General features: G+C 65.7%; 16 protein-coding genes. 7 read left to right on the top strand and 9 right to left on the bottom strand.

The window, feature by feature from the left end; translation table 11 throughout:
- Positions 1 to 6 precede the first annotated feature (6 nt).
- The 3 genes from nusA to infB are packed head-to-tail and all read left to right on the top strand — an operon-like array spanning position 7 to position 4,832.
- Positions 7 to 1,635 (top strand): transcription termination factor NusA, encoded by a 1,629-nt coding sequence (gene nusA, locus R2601_RS06390; RefSeq protein ID WP_007795331.1) that lies wholly within the window; start codon positions 7 to 9, stop codon positions 1,633 to 1,635.
- A 4-nt stretch (positions 1,636 to 1,639) separates the two neighbouring features.
- A complete protein-coding gene (locus tag R2601_RS06385; protein WP_007795328.1) occupies positions 1,640 to 2,293 on the top strand; it encodes an RNA-binding protein in 654 nt (217 codons plus the stop codon).
- A gap of 7 nt (positions 2,294 to 2,300) precedes the next feature.
- Positions 2,301 to 4,832, top strand: a complete 2,532-nt coding sequence (infB, locus tag R2601_RS06380) for a translation initiation factor IF-2 (protein ID WP_040544417.1) — start codon at positions 2,301 to 2,303, stop codon at positions 4,830 to 4,832.
- A 176-nt stretch (positions 4,833 to 5,008) separates the two neighbouring features.
- Here infB and R2601_RS27540 read toward each other — a convergent pair whose 3' ends face one another.
- The 4 genes from R2601_RS27540 to R2601_RS06360 all read right to left on the bottom strand — a co-directional run bounded on the left by R2601_RS27540 (position 5,009) and on the right by R2601_RS06360 (position 7,880).
- Entirely contained in the window at positions 5,009 to 5,137 is a 129-nt protein-coding gene (locus R2601_RS27540; RefSeq protein WP_007795323.1) for a hypothetical protein, read from the bottom strand.
- A 161-nt stretch (positions 5,138 to 5,298) separates the two neighbouring features.
- Complete coding sequence (mutT, locus tag R2601_RS06370) at positions 5,299 to 5,700, bottom strand: 8-oxo-dGTP diphosphatase MutT (protein ID WP_007795320.1); 402 nt, start codon at positions 5,698 to 5,700, stop codon at positions 5,299 to 5,301.
- An 89-nt stretch (positions 5,701 to 5,789) separates the two neighbouring features.
- Positions 5,790 to 7,019: a bifunctional glutamate N-acetyltransferase/amino-acid acetyltransferase ArgJ gene (argJ, locus tag R2601_RS06365; RefSeq protein WP_007795317.1), complete on the bottom strand. Its 1,230-nt coding sequence runs from the start codon at positions 7,017 to 7,019 to the stop codon at positions 5,790 to 5,792.
- Positions 7,020 to 7,880 carry a peptidylprolyl isomerase gene (locus R2601_RS06360; protein ID WP_007795315.1) on the bottom strand — a complete coding sequence of 287 codons (861 nt, stop codon included), beginning with the start codon at positions 7,878 to 7,880 and terminating at the stop codon, positions 7,020 to 7,022.
- 190 nt (positions 7,881 to 8,070) lie between these two features.
- On the opposite strand from R2601_RS06360, the gene secA reads away from it, so the two are divergent.
- The 3 genes from secA to R2601_RS06345 all read left to right on the top strand — a co-directional run bounded on the left by secA (position 8,071) and on the right by R2601_RS06345 (position 13,534).
- Complete coding sequence (gene secA / locus R2601_RS06355) at positions 8,071 to 10,818, top strand: preprotein translocase subunit SecA (protein ID WP_007795312.1); 2,748 nt, start codon at positions 8,071 to 8,073, stop codon at positions 10,816 to 10,818.
- A 137-nt stretch (positions 10,819 to 10,955) separates the two neighbouring features.
- Positions 10,956 to 11,960 (top strand): hypothetical protein, encoded by a 1,005-nt coding sequence (locus R2601_RS06350; RefSeq protein ID WP_007795309.1) that lies wholly within the window; start codon positions 10,956 to 10,958, stop codon positions 11,958 to 11,960.
- 20 nt (positions 11,961 to 11,980) lie between these two features.
- Entirely contained in the window at positions 11,981 to 13,534 is a 1,554-nt protein-coding gene (locus R2601_RS06345) for a substrate-binding domain-containing protein (protein ID WP_007795307.1), read from the top strand.
- Between the two features lie 64 nt (positions 13,535 to 13,598).
- On the opposite strand, the gene radC is transcribed toward R2601_RS06345, so the two are convergent.
- The 4 genes from radC to dnaK all read right to left on the bottom strand — a co-directional run bounded on the left by radC (position 13,599) and on the right by dnaK (position 18,380).
- On the bottom strand, positions 13,599 to 14,354 hold the full coding sequence (gene radC / locus R2601_RS06340) for a RadC family protein (protein ID WP_040544414.1): 756 nt from the start codon (positions 14,352 to 14,354) through the stop codon (positions 13,599 to 13,601).
- Between the two features lie 81 nt (positions 14,355 to 14,435).
- Positions 14,436 to 15,053, bottom strand: a complete 618-nt coding sequence (locus tag R2601_RS06335; protein WP_007795301.1) for a DedA family protein — start codon at positions 15,051 to 15,053, stop codon at positions 14,436 to 14,438.
- A gap of 160 nt (positions 15,054 to 15,213) precedes the next feature.
- Positions 15,214 to 16,371, bottom strand: coding sequence for a molecular chaperone DnaJ (gene dnaJ / locus R2601_RS06330; RefSeq protein WP_007795298.1), 1,158 nt, complete (start codon positions 16,369 to 16,371; stop codon positions 15,214 to 15,216).
- An 80-nt stretch (positions 16,372 to 16,451) separates the two neighbouring features.
- Positions 16,452 to 18,380, bottom strand: coding sequence for a molecular chaperone DnaK (gene dnaK, locus R2601_RS06325; protein WP_007795295.1), 1,929 nt, complete (start codon positions 18,378 to 18,380; stop codon positions 16,452 to 16,454).
- 218 nt (positions 18,381 to 18,598) lie between these two features.
- Between dnaK and R2601_RS06320 the strand changes: the two genes are divergently transcribed.
- Positions 18,599 to 19,204 (top strand): alpha-ketoglutarate-dependent dioxygenase AlkB family protein, encoded by a 606-nt coding sequence (locus R2601_RS06320; RefSeq protein ID WP_007795287.1) that lies wholly within the window; start codon positions 18,599 to 18,601, stop codon positions 19,202 to 19,204.
- Positions 19,205 to 19,309: 105 nt separating this feature from the next.
- On the opposite strand, the gene R2601_RS26630 is transcribed toward R2601_RS06320, so the two are convergent.
- Positions 19,310 to 19,495, bottom strand: coding sequence for a hypothetical protein (locus R2601_RS26630; protein WP_144266897.1), 186 nt, complete (start codon positions 19,493 to 19,495; stop codon positions 19,310 to 19,312).
- Positions 19,496 to 19,610 lie beyond the last annotated feature (115 nt).

Genomic DNA, 19,610 nt, shown 5'->3' with positions numbered 1-19,610 from the left:
AAGAAAATGGCAATCACCTCTGCCAACCAGCTTGAGCTTCTGCAAACGGCCGAGGCCGTCGCCCGCGAGAAGATGATCGACCCCGCCCTCGTGATCGAGGCGATGGAAGAGAGCCTCGCGCGCGCCGCCAAGTCGCGCTACGGCTCCGAGATGGACATCCGCGTGAAGATCGACCGCAAGACCGGTCGCGCCACCTTCACCCGCGTGCGCACCGTCGTCGAGGACGAAGAGCTCGAGAACTACCAGGCGGAGATGACCGTCAAGCAGGCCAAGCAGTACATGGCCGACCCTCAGGTGGGCGACCAGTATGTCGAGGAAGTGCCCCCCGTGGACATGGGCCGGATCGCGGCGCAGTCGGCCAAGCAGGTGATCCTGCAGAAGGTCCGCGAAGCCGAGCGTGATCGCCAGTACGACGAGTTCAAGGACCGCAACGGCACCATCATCAACGGCACCGTCAAGCGCGAGGAATACGGCAACGTCATCGTCGACATCGGCCGTGGCGAGGGCATCCTGCGCCGCAACGAGAAGATCGGTCGCGAGGCCTATCGCCCCGGTGACCGCATCCGCTGCTACATCAAGGACGTGCGCCGCGAGGCCCGCGGCCCGCAGATCTTCCTCAGCCGCACCGCGCCGGAATTCATGGCCGAGCTGTTCAAGATGGAAGTGCCGGAAATCTACGACGGCATCATCGAGATCAAGGCCGTGGCCCGTGACCCGGGCTCGCGCGCCAAGATCGGCGTGATCTCCTATGATGGCTCCATCGATCCGGTCGGCGCATGCGTCGGTATGCGCGGCAGCCGCGTTCAGGCCGTGGTCAACGAGCTTCAGGGCGAGAAGATCGACATCATCCCGTGGAACGAGGACATGCCGACCTTCCTCGTCAACGCGCTGCAGCCGGCCGAAGTGTCGAAGGTGGTGCTTGACGAAGATGCCGAGCGCATCGAGGTCGTGGTGCCCGACGAGCAGCTGTCGCTGGCCATCGGCCGCCGCGGTCAGAACGTGCGTCTGGCCTCGCAGCTGACCGGTCTCGACATCGATATCATGACCGAGGAAGAAGAGTCGGCGCGCCGTCAGAAGGAATTCGAAGAGCGCACCAAGCTGTTCATGGACACGCTTGATCTCGATGAGTTCTTCGCCCAGCTGCTGGTTGCCGAAGGCTTCACCAACCTCGAGGAGGTCGCTTATGTCGAGCTCGACGAGCTGCTGGTGATCGACGGTGTCGACGACGACACCGCGCAGGAGCTGCAGACCCGCGCCCGCGAATTCCTCGAGGAGCAGGCGCGCAAGGCGCTTGCGCATGCCCGCGAACTGGGTGCCGAGGACAGCCTTATTGAATTCGACGGCCTGACACCCCAAATGGTAGAGGCACTGGCGGAAGACGGCGTGAAGACGCTGGAAGACTTCGCCACCTGCGCCGACTGGGAACTGGCCGGAGGCTGGACCACGGTGAATGGCGAGCGCGTCAAGGATGACGGTCTGCTCGAGAAGTTTGATGTCGATCTCGCCGAGGCACAGAACCTCATCATGACCGCGCGCGTCCTGCTTGGCTGGGTCGATCCCGAAGAGCTGGTGGCCGAGGCCGAAGAAGAGGTCGAGGGCGAAGGCGACGAGTCCGAGACCGAGGAAGAGGTCTGATCCGATGAGTCGGGGCGGCCGGGATAAGGACCGGGCCGATGGCCCGGAGCGGCGCTGCATCGCCACCGGCGAGACGCAGCCCGCCAGCGGACTGATCCGCTTCGTGATCGGGCCGGACAATCAGGTCGTGCCCGATCTCGCAGGCAAGCTGCCCGGGCGCGGCATCTGGGTGGCGTCGGACAAGGCGGCACTCGAAAAAGCTGCAGGCAAAGGGCTTTTTGCCCGCGCCGCGCGGGCGCCGGTGACGGTGCCCGACGATTTGCCCAATCTGGTCGAGCAGATGCTCGCCCGTCGGGTGGTCGAACTGCTGAGCCTCGCCCGCAAGTCGGGGGGCGCGGTTTCGGGCTACGAGAAGGTCAAGGACTGGCTTGGCAAGGAGGAGGCCGACGTGCTGCTTCAGGCCGAGGATGGATCGGCTCGAGGCAAGACCAAGCTGTCTACCCCGCAATGGGGATCGTATATCGGCTGGCTTACGGCGGACGAGCTGGGGCTGGCCTTCGGAAGGGAAAAGGTGATACACGCCGCGCTTGGCGCTGGTGGACTCACGAAACGTGTTGTAGAGGAAGCCCAACGACTGAAGGGGCTGCGCGTCGGAAGGGCCGACGCGGCGACGGCAGCAGGGGCTGCCGGGGGCGGCAGGGGCCGCCGGAAAGGATAAGAGCTGAATGAGCGATAACGACGGCAAGAAGACTTTGGGTGTTCGTGGCGGGGGTCCCCGTTCGGGATCCGTGAAGCAGAGCTTCAGCCACGGGCGGACCAAGAACGTCGTGGTGGAGACCAAGCGCAAGCGCGTGGTCGTGCCCAAGCCCGGCGCCGGTGGTGCCAAGGGCTCCGGCGGCGTGCCGGGCGGGTCGGGTGGCAAGCGCCCGGCCGGGATCTCCGACGCGGAGATGGAACGTCGCCTGAAGGCGCTGCAGGCCGCCAAGGCCCGCGAGGCCGAGGAGCAGGCGCAGCGCGAGGCGCTGGAGAAGGCTCGCGCCGAAGAGCGTGAGCGCATGCGCGCCGAGAAGGAACAGAAAGAGCGCGAGCAGCGCGAGGCCGAAGAGCGTGCCAAGGCGAAAGCCGAGGAAGAGGCGCGCAAGGCCCGCGAAGCTGCCGAAGCTGCCAAGAAGGCCGAAGCCGCAGCGGCGGCCCCGGCCGCCGATCCGGCGGCAGCCGGTCAGCAGGCCCGTGGCGGCGCCAAGCCGGCCGCAGGTGCTCCGGCAGGTGGCCCCGCAGGCCAGACGCAGCAGCGCAAGGCCGACCGCGAGCGCGAAGAGCGCGGCCGCGGTGGTCGTGGTCGCGGTGGCGATGGCGGCAACCGCCGGTCCGGCAAGCTGACCCTGAACCAGGCGCTTGGCGGCGAGGGCGGCCGGCAGAAATCCATGGCCGCTATGAAGCGCAAGCAGGAGCGTGCGCGTCAGAAGGCGATGGGTGGCAGCCAGCAGCGCGAGAAGATCGTGCGCGACGTTCAGCTTCCCGAGGCGATCACCGTTGCGGAACTGGCCAACCGTATGGCCGAGCGTGTCGCGGATGTGGTCAAGGCGCTGATGCAGAGTGGCATCATGGCGACCCAGAACCAGTCGATCGATGCCGACACCGCGGAACTGATCATCGAGGAATTCGGCCACCGCGTGACCCGCGTGTCCGATGCCGACGTCGAGGACGTGATCAAGACCGTGGACGACAAGCCGGAAGACCTCCTGCCGCGTCCGCCGGTCATCACGATCATGGGCCACGTCGACCACGGCAAGACCTCGCTGCTCGACAAGATCCGCGAAGCCAACGTCACCTCCGGCGAAGCCGGCGGCATCACCCAGCACATCGGCGCCTACCAGGTGACGACCAAGGGTGGCGACGTTCTGACCTTCCTCGACACGCCCGGCCACGCGGCGTTCACCTCGATGCGCTCGCGTGGTGCTCAGGTGACCGACATCGTGGTGCTGGTGGTGGCGGCTGACGACGCGGTGATGCCGCAGACCGTCGAAGCCATCAGCCACGCCAAGGCCGCCGGTGTTCCGATGATCGTCGCGATCAACAAGGTCGACAAGCCCGAGGCGAACCCGACCAAGGTGCGCACCGACCTGCTGCAACACGAGGTGATCGTGGAGCAGATGTCCGGTGACGTGCAGGATGTCGAGGTCTCGGCCCATACCGGGCAGGGTCTGGACGAACTGCTCGAAGCCATCGCGCTGCAAGCCGAGGTTCTCGAACTGAACGCCAACCCAAACCGCGCCGCCGAAGGTGCCGTGATCGAAGCCCAGCTCGACGTGGGCCGTGGCCCGGTCGCGACGGTTCTGGTGCAGAACGGCACCCTGAAGCAGGGCGACATCTTCGTCGTGGGCGAGCAGTACGGCAAGGTCCGTGCGCTGATCAACGACAAGGGTGAGCGCGTGAAGGAAGCCGGCCCGTCGGTGCCCGTCGAGGTGCTTGGCCTCAACGGCACGCCCGAAGCCGGTGACGTTCTCAACGTGACCTCTACCGAGGCGCAGGCCCGCGAGATCGCCGAATACCGCGAACACGCCGCCAAGGAGAAGCGCGCCGCCGCCGGTGCCGCGACGACCCTCGAGCAGCTGATGATGAAGGCCAAGGACGACGAGAACGTCTCCGAGCTGCCCATCGTGGTGAAGGCCGACGTGCAGGGCTCTGCCGAGGCCATCGTCCAGGCGCTGGAGAAGGTCGGCAACGACGAGGTCCGCGTGCGGGTCATCCACTACGGTGTGGGTGCCATCACCGAGACCGATATCGGCCTTGCCGAAGCGTCGGGCTGCCCGGTCATCGGCTTCAACGTCCGTGCCAACGCACCGGCCCGCAACAGCGCCAACCAGAAGGGCGTGGAGATCCGCTACTACTCGGTGATCTACGACCTCGTGGACGACGTGAAGGCGGCGGCTTCCGGCCTGCTGTCGAACGAGATCCGCGAGAACTTCATCGGCTATGCCGAGATCAAGGAGGTCTTCAAGGTCTCCAACGTCGGCAAGGTCGCCGGCTGTCTCGTCACCGAGGGTGTTGCCCGCCGTTCCGCAGGCGTCCGCCTGCTGCGCGACAACGTGGTGATCCACGAAGGCACGCTGAAGACGCTGAAGCGCTTCAAGGACGAGGTCTCCGAGGTCCAGTCGGGCCAGGAGTGCGGCATGGCTTTCGAGAACTACGACGATGTCCGCCCGCAGGACGTCATCGAGATCTTCGAGCGCGAGGAGATCGAGCGCTCGCTCTGATCCTTGCCGGATCGTCGAAACAGGAACACCCGGAGGGAAACCTCCGGGTGTTTTCATTTTCGTGAAACTGGGGTTCCCGCGTTCGTTGAATTGCCCCATGGCGGCCCACGGAAAATGGAAAAGCCCGGAGCAGGTGCTCCGGGCTTTTCACGAGAAATCAGAACTTGTCGTTCGGTTCAGGCAGCCACCGGGTTCCCGGTAAAGACCTGATTTCCGACACGAACGGCAATGCGACCGTCAGGGAGACTCTTCTCGAGAATGCCCTGAACCGAGACGCAGCTGCCAAGGATGATGGTACGCAGCATTTCAGTGTTCCTCGATACGGATATTACAGATTTATGAATACCGGCGAATCGTTAACGGAACCAGAACAAATTTTGTCAACTACGCCTAATTACCTAGCATCCAGGTCATTTTCGGCGATTTTCTTTCGCCGCAGCGCAGAAAGTTCTGGACATGCCTCGCGTCAGAGCCAGTCGCGCAGGATCGGGATCAGCGGGATGTCGGCGGGCGGCATCGGGTAATCGCGCAGGTCGCGGGCGTGGACCCACTTCAGCGCCTGCCCTTCCTTCGACTGCGGCGTGCCCTCCCATTTTCGGCAGGCAAAGAGCGGCATCAGCAGGTGGAAGCTCTCATAGGCATGCGAGGCGAAGGTCAGAGGCGCAAGGCAGCTTTCCCAGGTGTCGATGCCGAGTTCTTCCTGCAACTCGCGGATGAGCGCGACCTCGGGGCTCTCGCCGGGCTCGACCTTGCCACCAGGGAACTCCCAGAGCCCGGCCATGGACTTGCCCTCCGGGCGCTGCGCCAGAAGGATGCGGCCGTCGGTGTCGATGAGCGCGACGGCGGAGACGAGGATGATCTTCGACATGAGGGGTCTCCCGGCCTCGGGGTCAGGCCGGCGAGGGGCGCTGCCCCTCGCGCTCCCCGAGGTATTTCAGAACCAGAGAAGGGGTGGGGTCAGGACCGGTAATCGGCGTTGATCGAGATGTAGCCGTGGGTCAGGTCACAGGTCCAGACCGTCGCCTTGCCGGCGCCGAGGCCGATATCGACCGAGATGGTGATTTCGGGCTGCTTCATCAGCGCAGCGCCGTCCTCTTCCTTGTAGGAAGGGGCGACCCAGCCATTCTCGGCCACAAGCACGTCGCCGAAGCGGATGGTCAGCCTGTCGCGGTCGGCTGCGGCGCCGGACTTGCCCACAGCCATGACGATGCGGCCCCAGTTCGGATCCTCGCCGGCGACGGCGGTCTTGACGAGCGGCGAGTTGGCGATGGCCAGCGCGTGGGTGCGGGCGTCGGCGTCGGTTTTCGCGCCGGTGACGTTGACGGTGACGAACTTGGTCGCGCCCTCGCCATCCTTGACCACCTGGTGGGCGAGATCGAGGAACACGCCCTCAAGGGCCTGAGCGAAATCGCTGTCGGCCAGGGTGACCTCGACGCCGGAGGCGCCGGTGGCCCCCATCAGCAGCGTGTCCGAGGTCGAGGTGTCGCTGTCGACGGTGATGCAGTTGAAGCTGCGGTCGTTGATCTCGGAGACCATCGTCTGCAGGTCGGCGCGCGACACCTTGGCGTCGGTGAAGATGTAGACCAGCATCGTCGCCATGTCGGGGGCGATCATCCCCGAGCCCTTGGCGAAACCGGCGATCTTCACCTCGCCGCCGGGCAGCGCCACGGTGGCGCAGGCGCCCTTGGGGAAGGTGTCGGTGGTCATGATGGCGCGGGCCGCCTCGTCGCCCTTGCCGGGCGCGAGCGCCGCCACCAGGTCGTCGACCTTGGCGATGATGCGGTCATGCGGCAGGCGCTCGCCGATCACACCGGTGGAGCTGGTGAAGACGCGCGTCTCAGGCAGGCCGGTGGCCTTGGCAACGGCGGCGCAGATCGCCGCCACCGAGCCGTCGCCGGCCTTGCCTGTGAAGGCGTTGGAATTGCCCGAGTTGACGATGATCGCCGCGCCCGCGTCGCTCTCGCCGCCGATTTTCGACTGGCAGTCGAGCACGTTGGCGGAACGGGTCGCGGAGCGGGTGAAGACCCCGGCAACGGTGGTGCCGGGATCGAGCAGGGTCAGCATCACGTCGGTTCGCCCGGCATATCGGACCCCCGCGGCGACCGAAGCGAAGCGGACCCCGTCGATCACCGGAAGCTCCGGGAATGCGGCGGGGGCGAGGGGCGAAACGGACGTGATCTTGGCCAATTAGTCCTCCAGGAGCTGCATGTTCGAAAGCGCCGAGACGTCGGCCTCGGACTTGTCCATGCGGGTGACTTCCGCCGATGCGAGAGTTTCGTCAATATATTTCTCGACCGCCTGCTGCTGCAGCGACATCTCGATCTCGCCGCGCACCTCGTCGAGCGCCGGGGCTTCCTTGGCGCGGGTCTCGTTGAGCTTGATCACGTGCCAGCCGAACTGGGTCTGCACCGGCTCGGAGACCGCGCCGACCTCGAGCATCTCGACCGCCTCCTGGAACGGCTCGACCATCATGCCGGCGGCAAACCAGCCGAGCTCGCCACCGTTGGGGCCCGAGGGGCCGGTCGATTTCTCGCGCGCCAGCTCTGCGAAATCGGCGCCGCCTTCCAGCTCCTCGACCAGCGCCTGCGCGTCTTCCTCGGTTTCCACGAGAATGTGCGACGCGTTGAACTCCTTGCCCGTTTCGGCATCGGTGTAATCGGCCTCGTAGGCGGCCTGAACGGCCTCGTCGCTGACCGAGGTCTCGGCGATCGCCTTGACCACTTCGCCGGCCAGCAGGGCGCGGCGCTCGTTGTCGATCGACAGCGTCACGCGCTTGGTCTCGACGGCGTTCTCGTCCTGTGCGAGGGCGGCCTGACGGACCAGCTGGTCGAGGATGCCGTCCCAGAGCACATCGTCGCCAAGCTGTTGATACTGCTCGGGAAGAGTGGTCCGTACCATCAGCATGTGGCCAAGCGTGATGTCTTCGCCATTGACGGTCGCCACGACGGTGTCGAGCTCCATCTCCTCGGCCTGGTCCTGAGCCTGTGCCGGCATCGCCATGGTGACGGCCAGGGCGGCGGCGGAGAGCGTGGTGAGGGTTTTGCGCATCGAATAAGGTCCTTTCGGGTCCTTCGTGGGCTGCCCGCGAGGGCAACGTTGACACTTTCTGAGCCGAGCCTTACATGCCCATAAGGCTCTGCAAGGCCGGTCGTTCCCCTGTGTCATATGGGCTGTGTTCGAGGCGGGCAAGCGGATGCCACGACGAGAACACGACTTTGTCAGACAGGAACGGGCAGGTATGCTGGGTATCGGAACTATCGCGCGGAAGGTGTTTGGAACGCCGAACGACCGCAAGATCAAGGCGACACGCCCGCTGGTCGCAAAGATCAACGCGCTGGAGCCCGAGTTCGAGGCGCTCGATGATGCCGGCCTGATCGCCAAGACCGAAGAGCTCAAGAAGCGCATCGCCGATGGCGAAAAGCTCGACGCGCTGCTGCCGGAGGCTTTCGCCAACTGCCGCGAGGGCGCCAAGCGGGCGCTTGGCCTGCGCGCCTTCGACACCCAGCTGATGGGCGGCATCTTCCTGCACCAGGGCAACATCTCGGAGATGAAGACCGGTGAGGGCAAGACGCTGGTCGCCACCTTCCCGGCCTATCTCAATGCGCTGACCGGCAAGGGCGTGCACATCGTCACCGTGAACGACTACCTCGCCCGCCGTGACGCCGAGTGGATGAGCAAGGTCTACGGCGCGCTCGGCCTGACCACCGGCGTGGTCTACCCGCAGCAGCCCGAGGACGAGAAGAAGAGCGCCTACGCCGCCGACGTCACCTATGCCACGAACAACGAGCTGGGCTTCGACTACCTGCGCGACAACATGAAGTCCGAGCTGAACCAGATGATGCAGCGCGGGCACTATTTCGCCGTGGTCGACGAGGTCGACAGCATCCTGATCGACGAGGCGCGGACGCCGCTGATCATCTCGGGGCCGAGCCAGGATCGCTCGGATCTCTATATGGCGGTCGACCGGCTGATCCCGCAGCTCTCGGACGACGCCTACACGATCGACGAAAAAACCCGCAACGTCAGCTTCACCGACGAGGGCAACGAGGCGCTTGAAGAGATTCTTCACCTGCGCGGCGTGCTCCCCGAGGGGCAGACGCTCTACGACCCGGAGAGCACCACCGTGGTGCACCACGTCAACCAGGGTCTGCGGGCACACAAGCTCTATACCCGCGACAAGGACTATATCGTCCGCGACGGGCAGGTCGTTCTGATCGATGAGTTCACCGGCCGCATGATGGTTGGCCGGCGCCTGTCCGACGGGCTGCACCAGGCCATCGAGGCGAAGGAGGGCTGCAGCATTCAGCCCGAGAACGTGACCCTCGCCCAGGTGACCTTCCAGAACTACTTCCGCCTCTACGACAAGCTTTCGGGCATGACCGGCACCGCCGCGACCGAGGCCGAGGAATTCATGGAGATCTACGGTCTCGGCGTGGTCGAGGTTCCGACCAACCGCCCGATCGCCCGGATCGACGAGGACGACAAGGTCTACCGCACGGGTGTCGAGAAATACGAGGCCATCGCCGAGGAGATCAAGGCGGCGCACGAGAAGGGCCAGCCGGTCCTCGTCGGCACCACCTCGATCGAGAAATCCGAGATGCTGTCGCAGCTGCTGACCAAGGCCGGCCTGACGCACAACGTGCTGAACGCGCGCCAGCACGAGCAGGAAGCGCAGATCGTTGCCGATGCCGGCAAGCTCGGCGCCATTACCATCGCCACCAACATGGCCGGCCGTGGCACCGACATCAAACTCGGTGGCAACGTCGACTTCAAGGTGATGGAAGCGCTCGAGGCGGAGCCCGAGGGCGATCCCGAGGAGATCCGGCAACGGATCGAGGAGGCGCACGCCGCCGACGAAGAGGCCGTGAAGCAGGCCGGCGGTCTCTACGTGCTTGCCACCGAGCGCCACGAGAGCCGCCGCATCGACAACCAGCTGCGCGGCCGATCGGGCCGTCAGGGTGACCCGGGCCGCAGCTCCTTCTACCTTTCGCTCGAAGATGACCTGATGCGCATCTTCGGCTCCGAGCGGCTCGACAAGATGCTGTCGAAGCTTGGCATGAAGGAAGGCGAGGCGATCATCCACCCGTGGGTGAACAAGTCGCTCGAGCGCGCGCAGGCCAAGGTCGAGGGCCGCAACTTCGACATCCGCAAGCAGCTGCTCAAGTTCGACGACGTGATGAACGACCAGCGCAAGGTGATCTTTGCCCAGCGTCTCGAGATCATGGAGGCCGAGGACGTCTCCGAGGTTACCGAGGACATGCGCCACGAGGTCATCGACGAGCTGGTCGATACCTATGTCCCGCCCAAGACCTATGCCGACCAGTGGGACACGCAGGGGCTCTACGCCGCCGCGCTCGAGAAGCTCGGAATCGACGTGCCGGTGATGGCATGGGGCGAGGAAGAGGGCGTCGACGCAGACATCATCCGCGAGCGCATGGAAGAGGCGTCCGACAAATTCATGGCCGAGAAGGCCGAAGCCTTCGGACCCGAGACAATGCGCCAGATCGAGAAGCAGGTGCTGCTTCAGACCATCGACACGAAGTGGCGCGAGCACCTGCTGACGCTCGAGCACCTGCGCTCGGTGGTGGGCTTCCGCGGCTATGCGCAGCGCGATCCGCTCAACGAGTACAAGACCGAGGCGTTCCAGCTCTTCGAGACCATGCTCGAGTCGCTGCGCGAGCAGGTCACCGAGCAGCTCAGCCGCGTCCGCCCGATGAGCGAGGACGAGCAGCGCAAGATGATGGAGCAGCTCGCCCAGCAGCAGGCCCAGCTTCGCCGTCAGGCCGAGGCCGCCACCGCCGGTCACGAGCCCGCCGCAGCGGCGCCGCCTCCCGGTGAGCCCGGTGCCCCCGAGTCGCCCGACGCACCGCTGGTCGAGGGCTTCGACGAATCGGATCCGACAACCTGGGGCAACCCGTCGCGCAACGACGCATGCCCCTGCGGCTCGGGCAAGAAGTTCAAGCACTGCCACGGCCGGCTGGCCTGACCACAAGATCTCTGTCAGGTCCGGCAAATCTCTGTCGGACCTGACGAATTGACTCCTTCCTTGCGCCCAACCGGCGCCTCTTTTCAGCGCGATAGATCGTCCCCAAGGGAACGGGTTGAAAACGAGCGGAGGGTGCAATGGCACGGCTCAACAAGACATATCTCCTCGCGGCAGCGACGGTCGGCGCGGCGCTGGCGATCGGCTTCGTGATGCAGAACGGGGGCTACCTCCGGAGCGCGGACCGAGCGCCCGAAACCGGAATCGTCGTCAGCGATATCACCGATACTTCGTCCGCCGCGATGCCGCGGCTGCCGGTCGAGGCGGCGCTCGCGCCCGATCTCGACCATGGCCTTGACCTGCTCGAACCCGCCGCCGCCACCGACGAGACGGATGTGGAAGCGACCCCCGCCGTCGTCGCGGTGCAATCTGAGCCCCAACCGGACAGTCTTGCCGCGGCGCCGGACTGTACCGTGCGGCTCACCGCCGAGCCCCGCGCCGGCGCCATGGTGGCGCTGTCGCTGCGGGCGCCGTGCTACGCCTCCGAACAGGTCACGATCCACCATCAGGGCCTCATGTTCACCGAGTTCACCGGCCCCGAGGGGCAGCTGGCGATCGACGTGCCGGCGCTGGCGCAGAAGGCGCTGTTCATCGCGGCCTTCGACAATGACGATGGTGCCACCGCCATCGCCGAGGTCTCGGCGCTGCCGTTCTACGATCGCGTTGCCCTGCAATGGCGCGGCGACAGCGGCTTGCAGCTGCACGCCCGCGAATTCGGTGCCGACTATTTCTCCGAGGGTCATGTCTGGGCCGCCGCCACCGGTGACATGGGCCGCACCGCCAAGGGGGTGGGCGGCTTCCTGACCCGCCTCGGGAACCCCGACACACTGACCCCGCGCATGGCCGAGATCTACAGCTTCCCCGCCGGCGCGGCCCGGAAGACCGGCGCGGTCGCCGTCAGCGTCGAGGCCGAACTGACGGATGCCAATTGCGGAAACGCCGTGGAGGCGCAGACCCTCGAGCTGCGGGGCGAGGCCGGGCTGCAAGTGCATGATCTCAGCCTCGAGATGCCGGACTGCGACAGTGTCGGTGACTTTCTGGTGTTGAAAAACCTCATCGAAGACCTGAAGATCGCCAGCAACTGACGGGCTATCGGGGTCACCTCATGGGACTGCTTCGTGCGGCGATCTTCGCCGCACTTTTCATTGCCGGCGCACCACTCTGGGCACAGGACATCGCTCTGCGCTCCCGGGATGGCGGGATCGAGCTCACCGGCACGCTGCTCGGCTTCGACGGGGAATTCTACCGCATCGAAACGCGCTATGGCGAACTGACCGTCGACGCCTCGGGCGTGCTCTGCGACGGTCCGGGCTGCCCGTCGCTCACCGATTTCGTCGCCGAGATGCGGGTGTCGGGCTCAGCCACCATCGGTGAGGTGCTGATGCCCGCGCTGATCGAGGGCTTTGCCCTGCGCAACGGCCTGAGCGCCGAGCGCGAACTGCTTGGCGACCGCCGTTTCCGCTACACGCTCAGCGATCCGGCCGAGGGGCGCGTGGTCGGGCGGTTCCATTTCCACCTGACGAGCACCGATGGCGGGTTCGACGACCTGCTCGACGATGAGGCCGATATCGTCATGGCGCTGCGCGAGATCCGCCCCGAGGAGCGCAGCGCGGCGCGAGAGGCCGGGCTCGGCGACCTGTCGGAAGTCAATCGCAGCCGGGTTCTGGCGCTTGATGCGATGATCCCGGTGGTGGCGCAGACAAACCCGGTCGATGCGATTTCTCTGGCGGCGCTGGCCGAGGTACTGTCGGGGCAGGCCGAGAGCTGGAGCGCCCTTGGTGGTCCCGATGCGCCGGTGGTTCTGCATTTGCGCAATGCGACCTCGGGGCTGTCGCAGGGCATCGAGGACCGGTTGCTGCGGCCCTCGGGGCTGGTGCTCGGGGGCGAGATCAAACGTCACCGCGGCAATGCCGAGCTCTCCGAGGCGGTAGCCCGCGATCCTCTGGGCATCGGCATGGCGAGCTATTCCGAGATCGGAAATACCAAGCCGCTGCGCCTCACCGGCAGCTGCGGTTTCGAATTGCGCGGACACCGCGCGTCGATCAAGACCGAGGACTACCCGCTCACGGCGCCGATGTTCCTTTACCTTCCCGCGCGACGCCTGCCGGCGCTGGCGCGGGACTTCCTCGCCTATACCCGCAGCGCACCGGCGCAGATTGTCATCCGTCGCGCCGGGTTCGTGGACCAGATGCCCGAGGAAATCGCGCTGGCCCAACAGGGCGACCGGCTCGCCAACGCGATCATCGTGGCCGAGGGCGATCAGGGGCTGACCGGGTTGCAGCGTCTGGTGGCGACGCTGGCGCCGATGCGGCGGCTGACCACGTCGTTCCGCTTCGAGGCGGGCGAGACAGGGCTCGACGCGCAGTCGCGTTCAAACGTGCAGCAGTTGGCGAGGGCGCTGGAGGCGGGAGAGTATGACGGGCGCGAGCTTGTCTTCGTCGGCTTCTCCGACGCGCAAGGGCCGGCAGAGGCCAATCTCGAAATCGCTTATGAGCGGGCCGAGGCGGTACGCGCGGCAGTGCTGAACGCGGCCGAAGCGGCGGATTTGCGGCGGCTTGAGCTCGGGGTTGAGGCCTTTGGCGAGGCGATGCCGATGGCCTGCGACGACACGGTCTGGGGACGGCAGGTGAACCGGCGGGTCGAGGTCTGGCTGCGCTGAACGAGGAGGCCGGCCGGGGCGGACAAGGCTCTGCTCAAGCCGTTGCGCGCTTTCCTTCGGGATCTCAGAGCAGCCCCTCGGCGCGGAAGCTCAATTCGCGGGACCGACCGATCACGAGGTGATCGTGTAGAGTGATGCCGAGTGCCTCGGCGGCGATGCGGATCTGCTCGGTCATCTCGATATCGGCACCGCTCGGGGTGGGATCGCCAGAGGGGTGGTTGTGGACGAGGATCAGCGCGCTTGCGTTGAGCTCGAGCGCGCGCTTCACCACCTCGCGCGGATAGACCGGCACGTGATCCACCGTGCCACGGGCCTGCGCCTCATCGGCGATCAGCACGTTCTTGCGGTCGAGAAACAGGATGCGGAACTGTTCCGTTTCGCGATGAGCCATCGCGGTCTGGCAATAGCTGAGCAAGGCGTCCCACGAGCTGACCACCGGGCGTTGCAGCACCCGCGATCGCGCGAGCCTGTGCGCCGCCGCTTCCACCAGTTTCAGTTCGGTGATCACCGATTCGCCGACCCCCGCGACGGCTGCCAATCGTCGCTCCGGGGCCGAGACAACCGCGTTGAAATCCCCGAACGTGTCGAGCAGCGCGCGCGCCAGAGGCTTCACATCGCGCCGGGGGATGGCCCGGAACAGCAGCAGTTCAAGCATCTCGTAATCGGGCAGGGCATCGGCGCCACCTTCGCGGAACCTCTGTCGAAGCCGTGCCCGGTGGTCGCGCAGGTAGGACGGTGCCGGCGCGTCGCGCGGTACAGGAGCCTCGTCCCCGCCGAACAGCGAGGCCTGACCATCGGCGAAATGCGATCTCTCTGCCATGGCCATCAGCCTGACGGGCGTTAGGTTACAGAAAGGTTAAAGGGTGAGGCCGGGAATGGCTGCGTCGGGTTTTAGACGAGCTCAATCGCTGCCCTTGCGGCGCATCCGGCGGCCATAGGTCGCCACACGCCAGAGGTAGGTGCCGACCAGCGCCAGAACCACCACGGTCGACACGGGGTTCAGCCAAGCGCTGACCGCCTCGTAGCCGCCTTCGAGCCAATAGCCAGCAAGCGTGAGCACCGATGTCCAGGCCACGGTGCCGAGCGCGCTGAGGCCGAGGAACCAGCCGCGAGACATGCGCCTGACGCCCGCCGGGACCGAGATGAAGGTGCGGACGGTGGGGATGACGCGACCGAACAGCACCGCGCTGCCGCCGTGGCGGTCGAACCAGCCGTTGGCGCGGTCGAATTCGTCGGGCGACACCGAAAGCCACCGGCCATGGCGCTGCGACAGGTGGCAGAGCCGCTCGAAGCCGATCCGCCGCCCGATCCAGTACCAGAGATAGGCCCCGGCCAGCGAGCCGGCGCTGCCGGCGAGGATCACCAGCGGCAGGGACATGGTGTTGCGTGCCGCGTTGAACCCGGCCAGCGGCATGATCAGCTCCGAGGGGATCGGAGGGAAGACGTTTTCAAGGAACATCAGCAGCGCGACGCCGAACGCGCCCATGCTGTCGATGAGGTTTGTGATCCAGTCGAACATCGGTTTCGGCTCGCAATAAGGAAAGGGCCCGGGGAATGAACCCGGGCCCTGTCGTGAATGTTCCGTTCGGTGTCGGACGTGACGCGCAGTGCACCTCTGTCCGTGATCGCTTCGACTCGTCCGGAGCGTTTGCCGGCCCCAACCGGGACCGGACAGGCGATCAGCCCTTCATCGAGTCCCAGAAGTTGCGGACCGAAGAGAAAAAGCTGTGCGATTCCGGATTGTTGTCCTCGCTCAGCTCCTCGAATTCGCGCAGAAGCTCTTTCTGGCGCGACGTCAGGTTCACCGGGGTCTCGACCGCGAGCTCGATGAACATGTCCCCGGCCGAGCCGCCACGCAGGGCGGGCATGCCCTTGCCACGCAGGCGCATCTGCCGGCCCGACTGGCTGCCGGAGGGAATCTTCACCCGGCTGCGGCCGCCGTCGATTGTCGGAACCTCGATGTCGCCACCCAGGGCCGCCGTCGCCATCGACACCGGAACGCGGCAATGCAGCTCGCTGCCTTCGCGCTCGAAGATCTCGTGCTTCTGCACGTCGATGAAGATGTAGAGATCGCCCGGAGGCCCGCCGCGCATCCCGGCCTCGCCCTCACCGGCAAGCCGGATGCGGGTGCCGGTCTCGACACCGGCGGGAATGTTGACCGAAAGCGCCCGCTCGCGCTGCACGCGGCCCTGACCGCCGCACTTGGAACAGGGGTTCTTGATGATCTGGCCAAGGCCCGAGCAGGTCGGACAGGTGCGCTCAACGGTGAAGAAGCCCTGCGTTGCCCGCACCTTGCCCATGCCCGAACAGGTCGGACAGGTCACCGGTTCAGCACCGCCTTCGGCACCCGAGCCGTTGCACTCGTCGCATTGCACCGAACTCGGCACGTTGATCGTCTTCTGCAGGCCGTTATAGGCCTCCTCGAGCGTCACGCGCAGGTTGTAGCGCAGGTCGGCCCCGCGCGCGGCGCGCTGCCGCCCGCCGCCGCCCTGGCGTCCGCCCATGAAGTCGCCGAAGAGATCGTCGAACACGTCGGAGAACGCGCTGGCGAAATCGCCCTGGCCCTGGAAGCCGCCGCCGGGACGGCCACCGCCGCCACCGCCCATGCCACCTTCGAAGGCCGCATGGCCGAAGCGGTCATAGGCCGCCTTCTTCTCCGGGTCCTTCAGGACGTCGTAGGCCTCGTTGGCCTCCTTGAAGAGGTTCTCGGCATCGGGGTTGTCGGCGTTCCGGTCGGGGTGGAGTTCCTTGGCCTTCTTGCGATAGCCCTTCTTGATCTCGTCCGCGGAGGCACCTTTGCTGACACCGAGCACGTCGTAATAGTCACGCTTGGACATTCATGCCCTCCTGTATCCCGGAACGGAGAGGGGCCGGCCCGGCATCCGGACCGGCCCCCGCTCTGTTCCTACGCGCGGCCTCAGCTGCGCTTGTCGTTGCCAAGGTCCTCGAAATCGGCATCGACGATATCGTCGTCACCGGCGTTCGAGTTGCTGTCGTCGGCGGCCTGGGGCTCTTCCGCGCCATCACCGGCGTCGGCCTGTGCCTTGTAGATCGCCTCGCCCAGCTTCATGGCGGACTCGGTGACGTTCTGGATGCCGGCCTTGATCTTGTCGGCCTTCACGTCGTCCTTCTCGAGGTCTTCCTTCAGCGCGGCAACGGCCAGCTCGATCGCTTCGATGGTCGTCGGATCGACCTTGTCGCTGTGCTCTTCCATCGACTTCTCGGTCGAGTGGATGAGGCTCTCGGCCTGGTTGCGGGCCTCGACGAGCTCGCGACGCTCCTTGTCCTTCTCGGAGTTCTCTTCGGCTTCCTGGACCATCTTTTCGATGTCCTCGTCCGAAAGGCCACCGGAGGCCTGGATGGTGATCTTCTGCTCTTTGTTCGTGCCCTTGTCCTTGGCGGACACGGAGACGATGCCGTTGGCGTCGATGTCGAAGGTCACCTCGATCTGCGGCAGGCCGCGCGGTGCCGGCGGGATCTGCTCGAGATTGAACTGGCCGAGCAGCTTGTTGTCTGCTGCCATCTCGCGCTCACCCTGGAAGACGCGGATCGTCACGGCCGACTGGTTGTCCTCGGCGGTGGAGAAGATCTGCGACTTCTTGGTCGGGATCGTGGTGTTGCGGTCGATCAGGCGGGTGAACACGCCACCCAGCGTCTCGATGCCCAGCGACAGCGGGGTCACGTCGAGCAGGACCACGTCCTTCACGTCCCCCTGCAGAACACCGGCCTGAATGGCGGCGCCCATGGCGACAACCTCGTCCGGGTTCACGCCCTTGTGCGGCTCCTTGCCGAAGAACTTGGTCACCTCTTCGATGACCTTCGGCATCCGGGTCTGACCGCCGACCAGAACGATCTCGTCGATCTCGTCCTTGGACAGGCCAGCGTCCTTGAGGGCCGCCTGGCAGGGCTTGATCGAGTTCTTGATCAGGTCGCCGACGAGGCTTTCCAGCTTGGCGCGGGTCAGCTTCATGACCATGTGCAGCGGCTGGCCGCCCGAGCCCATCGAGATGAACGGCTGGTTGATCTCGGTTTGGGTCGCGCTCGAGAGCTCGATCTTGGCCTTTTCAGCAGCTTCCTTGAGACGCTGCAGGGCCATCTTGTCCTTGGTCAGGTCGACCTGGTGCTCTTTCTTGAACTCGTCCGCCAGGTAGTTGACGATCCGCATGTCGAAGTCTTCACCGCCGAGGAACGTGTCGCCGTTGGTCGACTTCACCTCGAACAGGCCATCGTCGATCTCGAGGATGGTGACGTCGAAGGTGCCGCCGCCGAGGTCATACACGGCGATGGTCTTGGTCTCTTTCTTGTCGAGACCATAGGCCAGCGCGGCCGCGGTCGGCTCGTTGATGATGCGCAGGACTTCGAGACCGGCAATCTTGCCGGCGTCCTTGGTGGCCTGACGCTGGGCGTCGTTGAAATAGGCCGGCACGGTGATGACCGCCTGGGTCACCTCTTCGCCGAGATAGCTTTCGGCGGTTTCCTTCATCTTGCCGAGGATGAAGGCGGAAATCTGCGACGGCGAATACTTTTCGCCCTTGGCTTCCACCCACGCGTCGCCATTGCCGCCGTCAACGATCTTGTAGGGCACGATGCCCTGATCCTTGGTCACCTCGGCGTCGGTGGTGCGACGGCCGATCAGGCGCTTGACGGCAAAGATGGTGGCTTCGGGGTTGGTGACGGCCTGGCGCTTTGCGGGCTGGCCGACGAGGCGTTCATCGTCGGCAAATGCGACGATGGAGGGGGTGGTGCGGGTGCCTTCGGCGTTTTCGATCACGCGCGCCTGGCTGCCGTCCATGATGGCGACGCAGGAGTTCGTGGTGCCGAGGTCGATACCGATAACTTTACCCATACTTCGATCCCTTTCCAATTCAAGGCGATGACACGAGGCGTCGGACCCGATTACGGCATCCAGCCCCGCTGATTGCGATGCCGTTTGGCCGGGGCCTCGCGGCTTCGGACGGTATATAAGGAGGGGGTTTCAGCGCTGCAAGCGCCCTGCAGTCGCTGAATCCGGCGAATCCGGGGATTTTCTTTGCGACGCGCCGTCCTTTGCGGAAGAAAGTGGCCATGGCACATCACATCGAACAGCGCGGCTTCCGGATCTACCCGGACCACCTTGACCGCTCCGCGCAGGAGGCGCTGATAGAGCGTTTGCGCGATTGTCTGCGCTTCGCACCGCTTTACCAGCCGGTGACCCCGCGCGGGCAGAAGATGTCGGTGCGGATGTCCGCGGCGGGCCGCTTCGGCTGGGTCACCGACCGGCGCGGCTACCGCTACGAGCCGCGCCATCCCGAGGGCATGGACTGGCCGCCGATCCCCGAGGAGGTGCTGGCGATCTGGCGCGACGTATCGGGCTGCGCCCGAGAGCCCGAGTGCTGCCTGATCAACTGGTACGGCGAGGGCGCCCGCATGGGGCTGCATCAGGACAAGGACGAGGCGGATTTCGCCTGCCCGGTGGTGTCGGTCTCGCTTGGAGATGACGGGCTCTTCCGCATGGGCAACACCGAGCGCGGCGGCAAGACCGAGTCGGTCTGGCTGGGCTCGGGCGCGGTGGTGGTCATGGGCGGCGAGGCGCGGTTGCGCCATCACGGCGTCGACCGCATCCGCTTCGGCTCTTCGACGCTGCTGCCGCAGGGCGGGCGCATCAACCTGACGCTGCGCGTGGTGACCTGAGAGGGGCCGCCTGCGGGCCGTCCTGAGCTACTGGCGAGCGCGGAATGCGCTGGCTGTGCGCATTGAAAGATCCCCCGGACGCGCCTGCCAGGAGGGCGCTGCCCCTTATTTCTTGTCCGGCGGATCGGTCAGCAGGTTGATCAGTGTCGCACCGATGATCCAGATCGCCAGCGCGCCGAACACGGCGACCGAGGCCGGGTAAAGCTGGCCGACGAAGCCGCCCAGCCCGACGGCCAGTCCGACCGCGCCGTTCAGCCCCTGCAACTCTCTGCGCTTTGATTTCAGGCGCACGGGCGTCCTCCTCCTGCCTCCATTGTCCCGCATCATGGCAGCCGGGCGCAGGATGCTCGTTGATGATGATCAAGGTGAGGGTCTTCGATCTCGCGCGGCATGACGCCCGGCACGC

Origin of the sequence: Salipiger bermudensis HTCC2601, assembly GCF_000153725.1 — a bacterium.
In the GTDB taxonomy this organism is placed as follows: Bacteria; Pseudomonadota; Alphaproteobacteria; order Rhodobacterales; family Rhodobacteraceae; genus Salipiger; species Salipiger bermudensis.
This window is presented reverse-complemented; position numbering and strand designations above follow the sequence as displayed.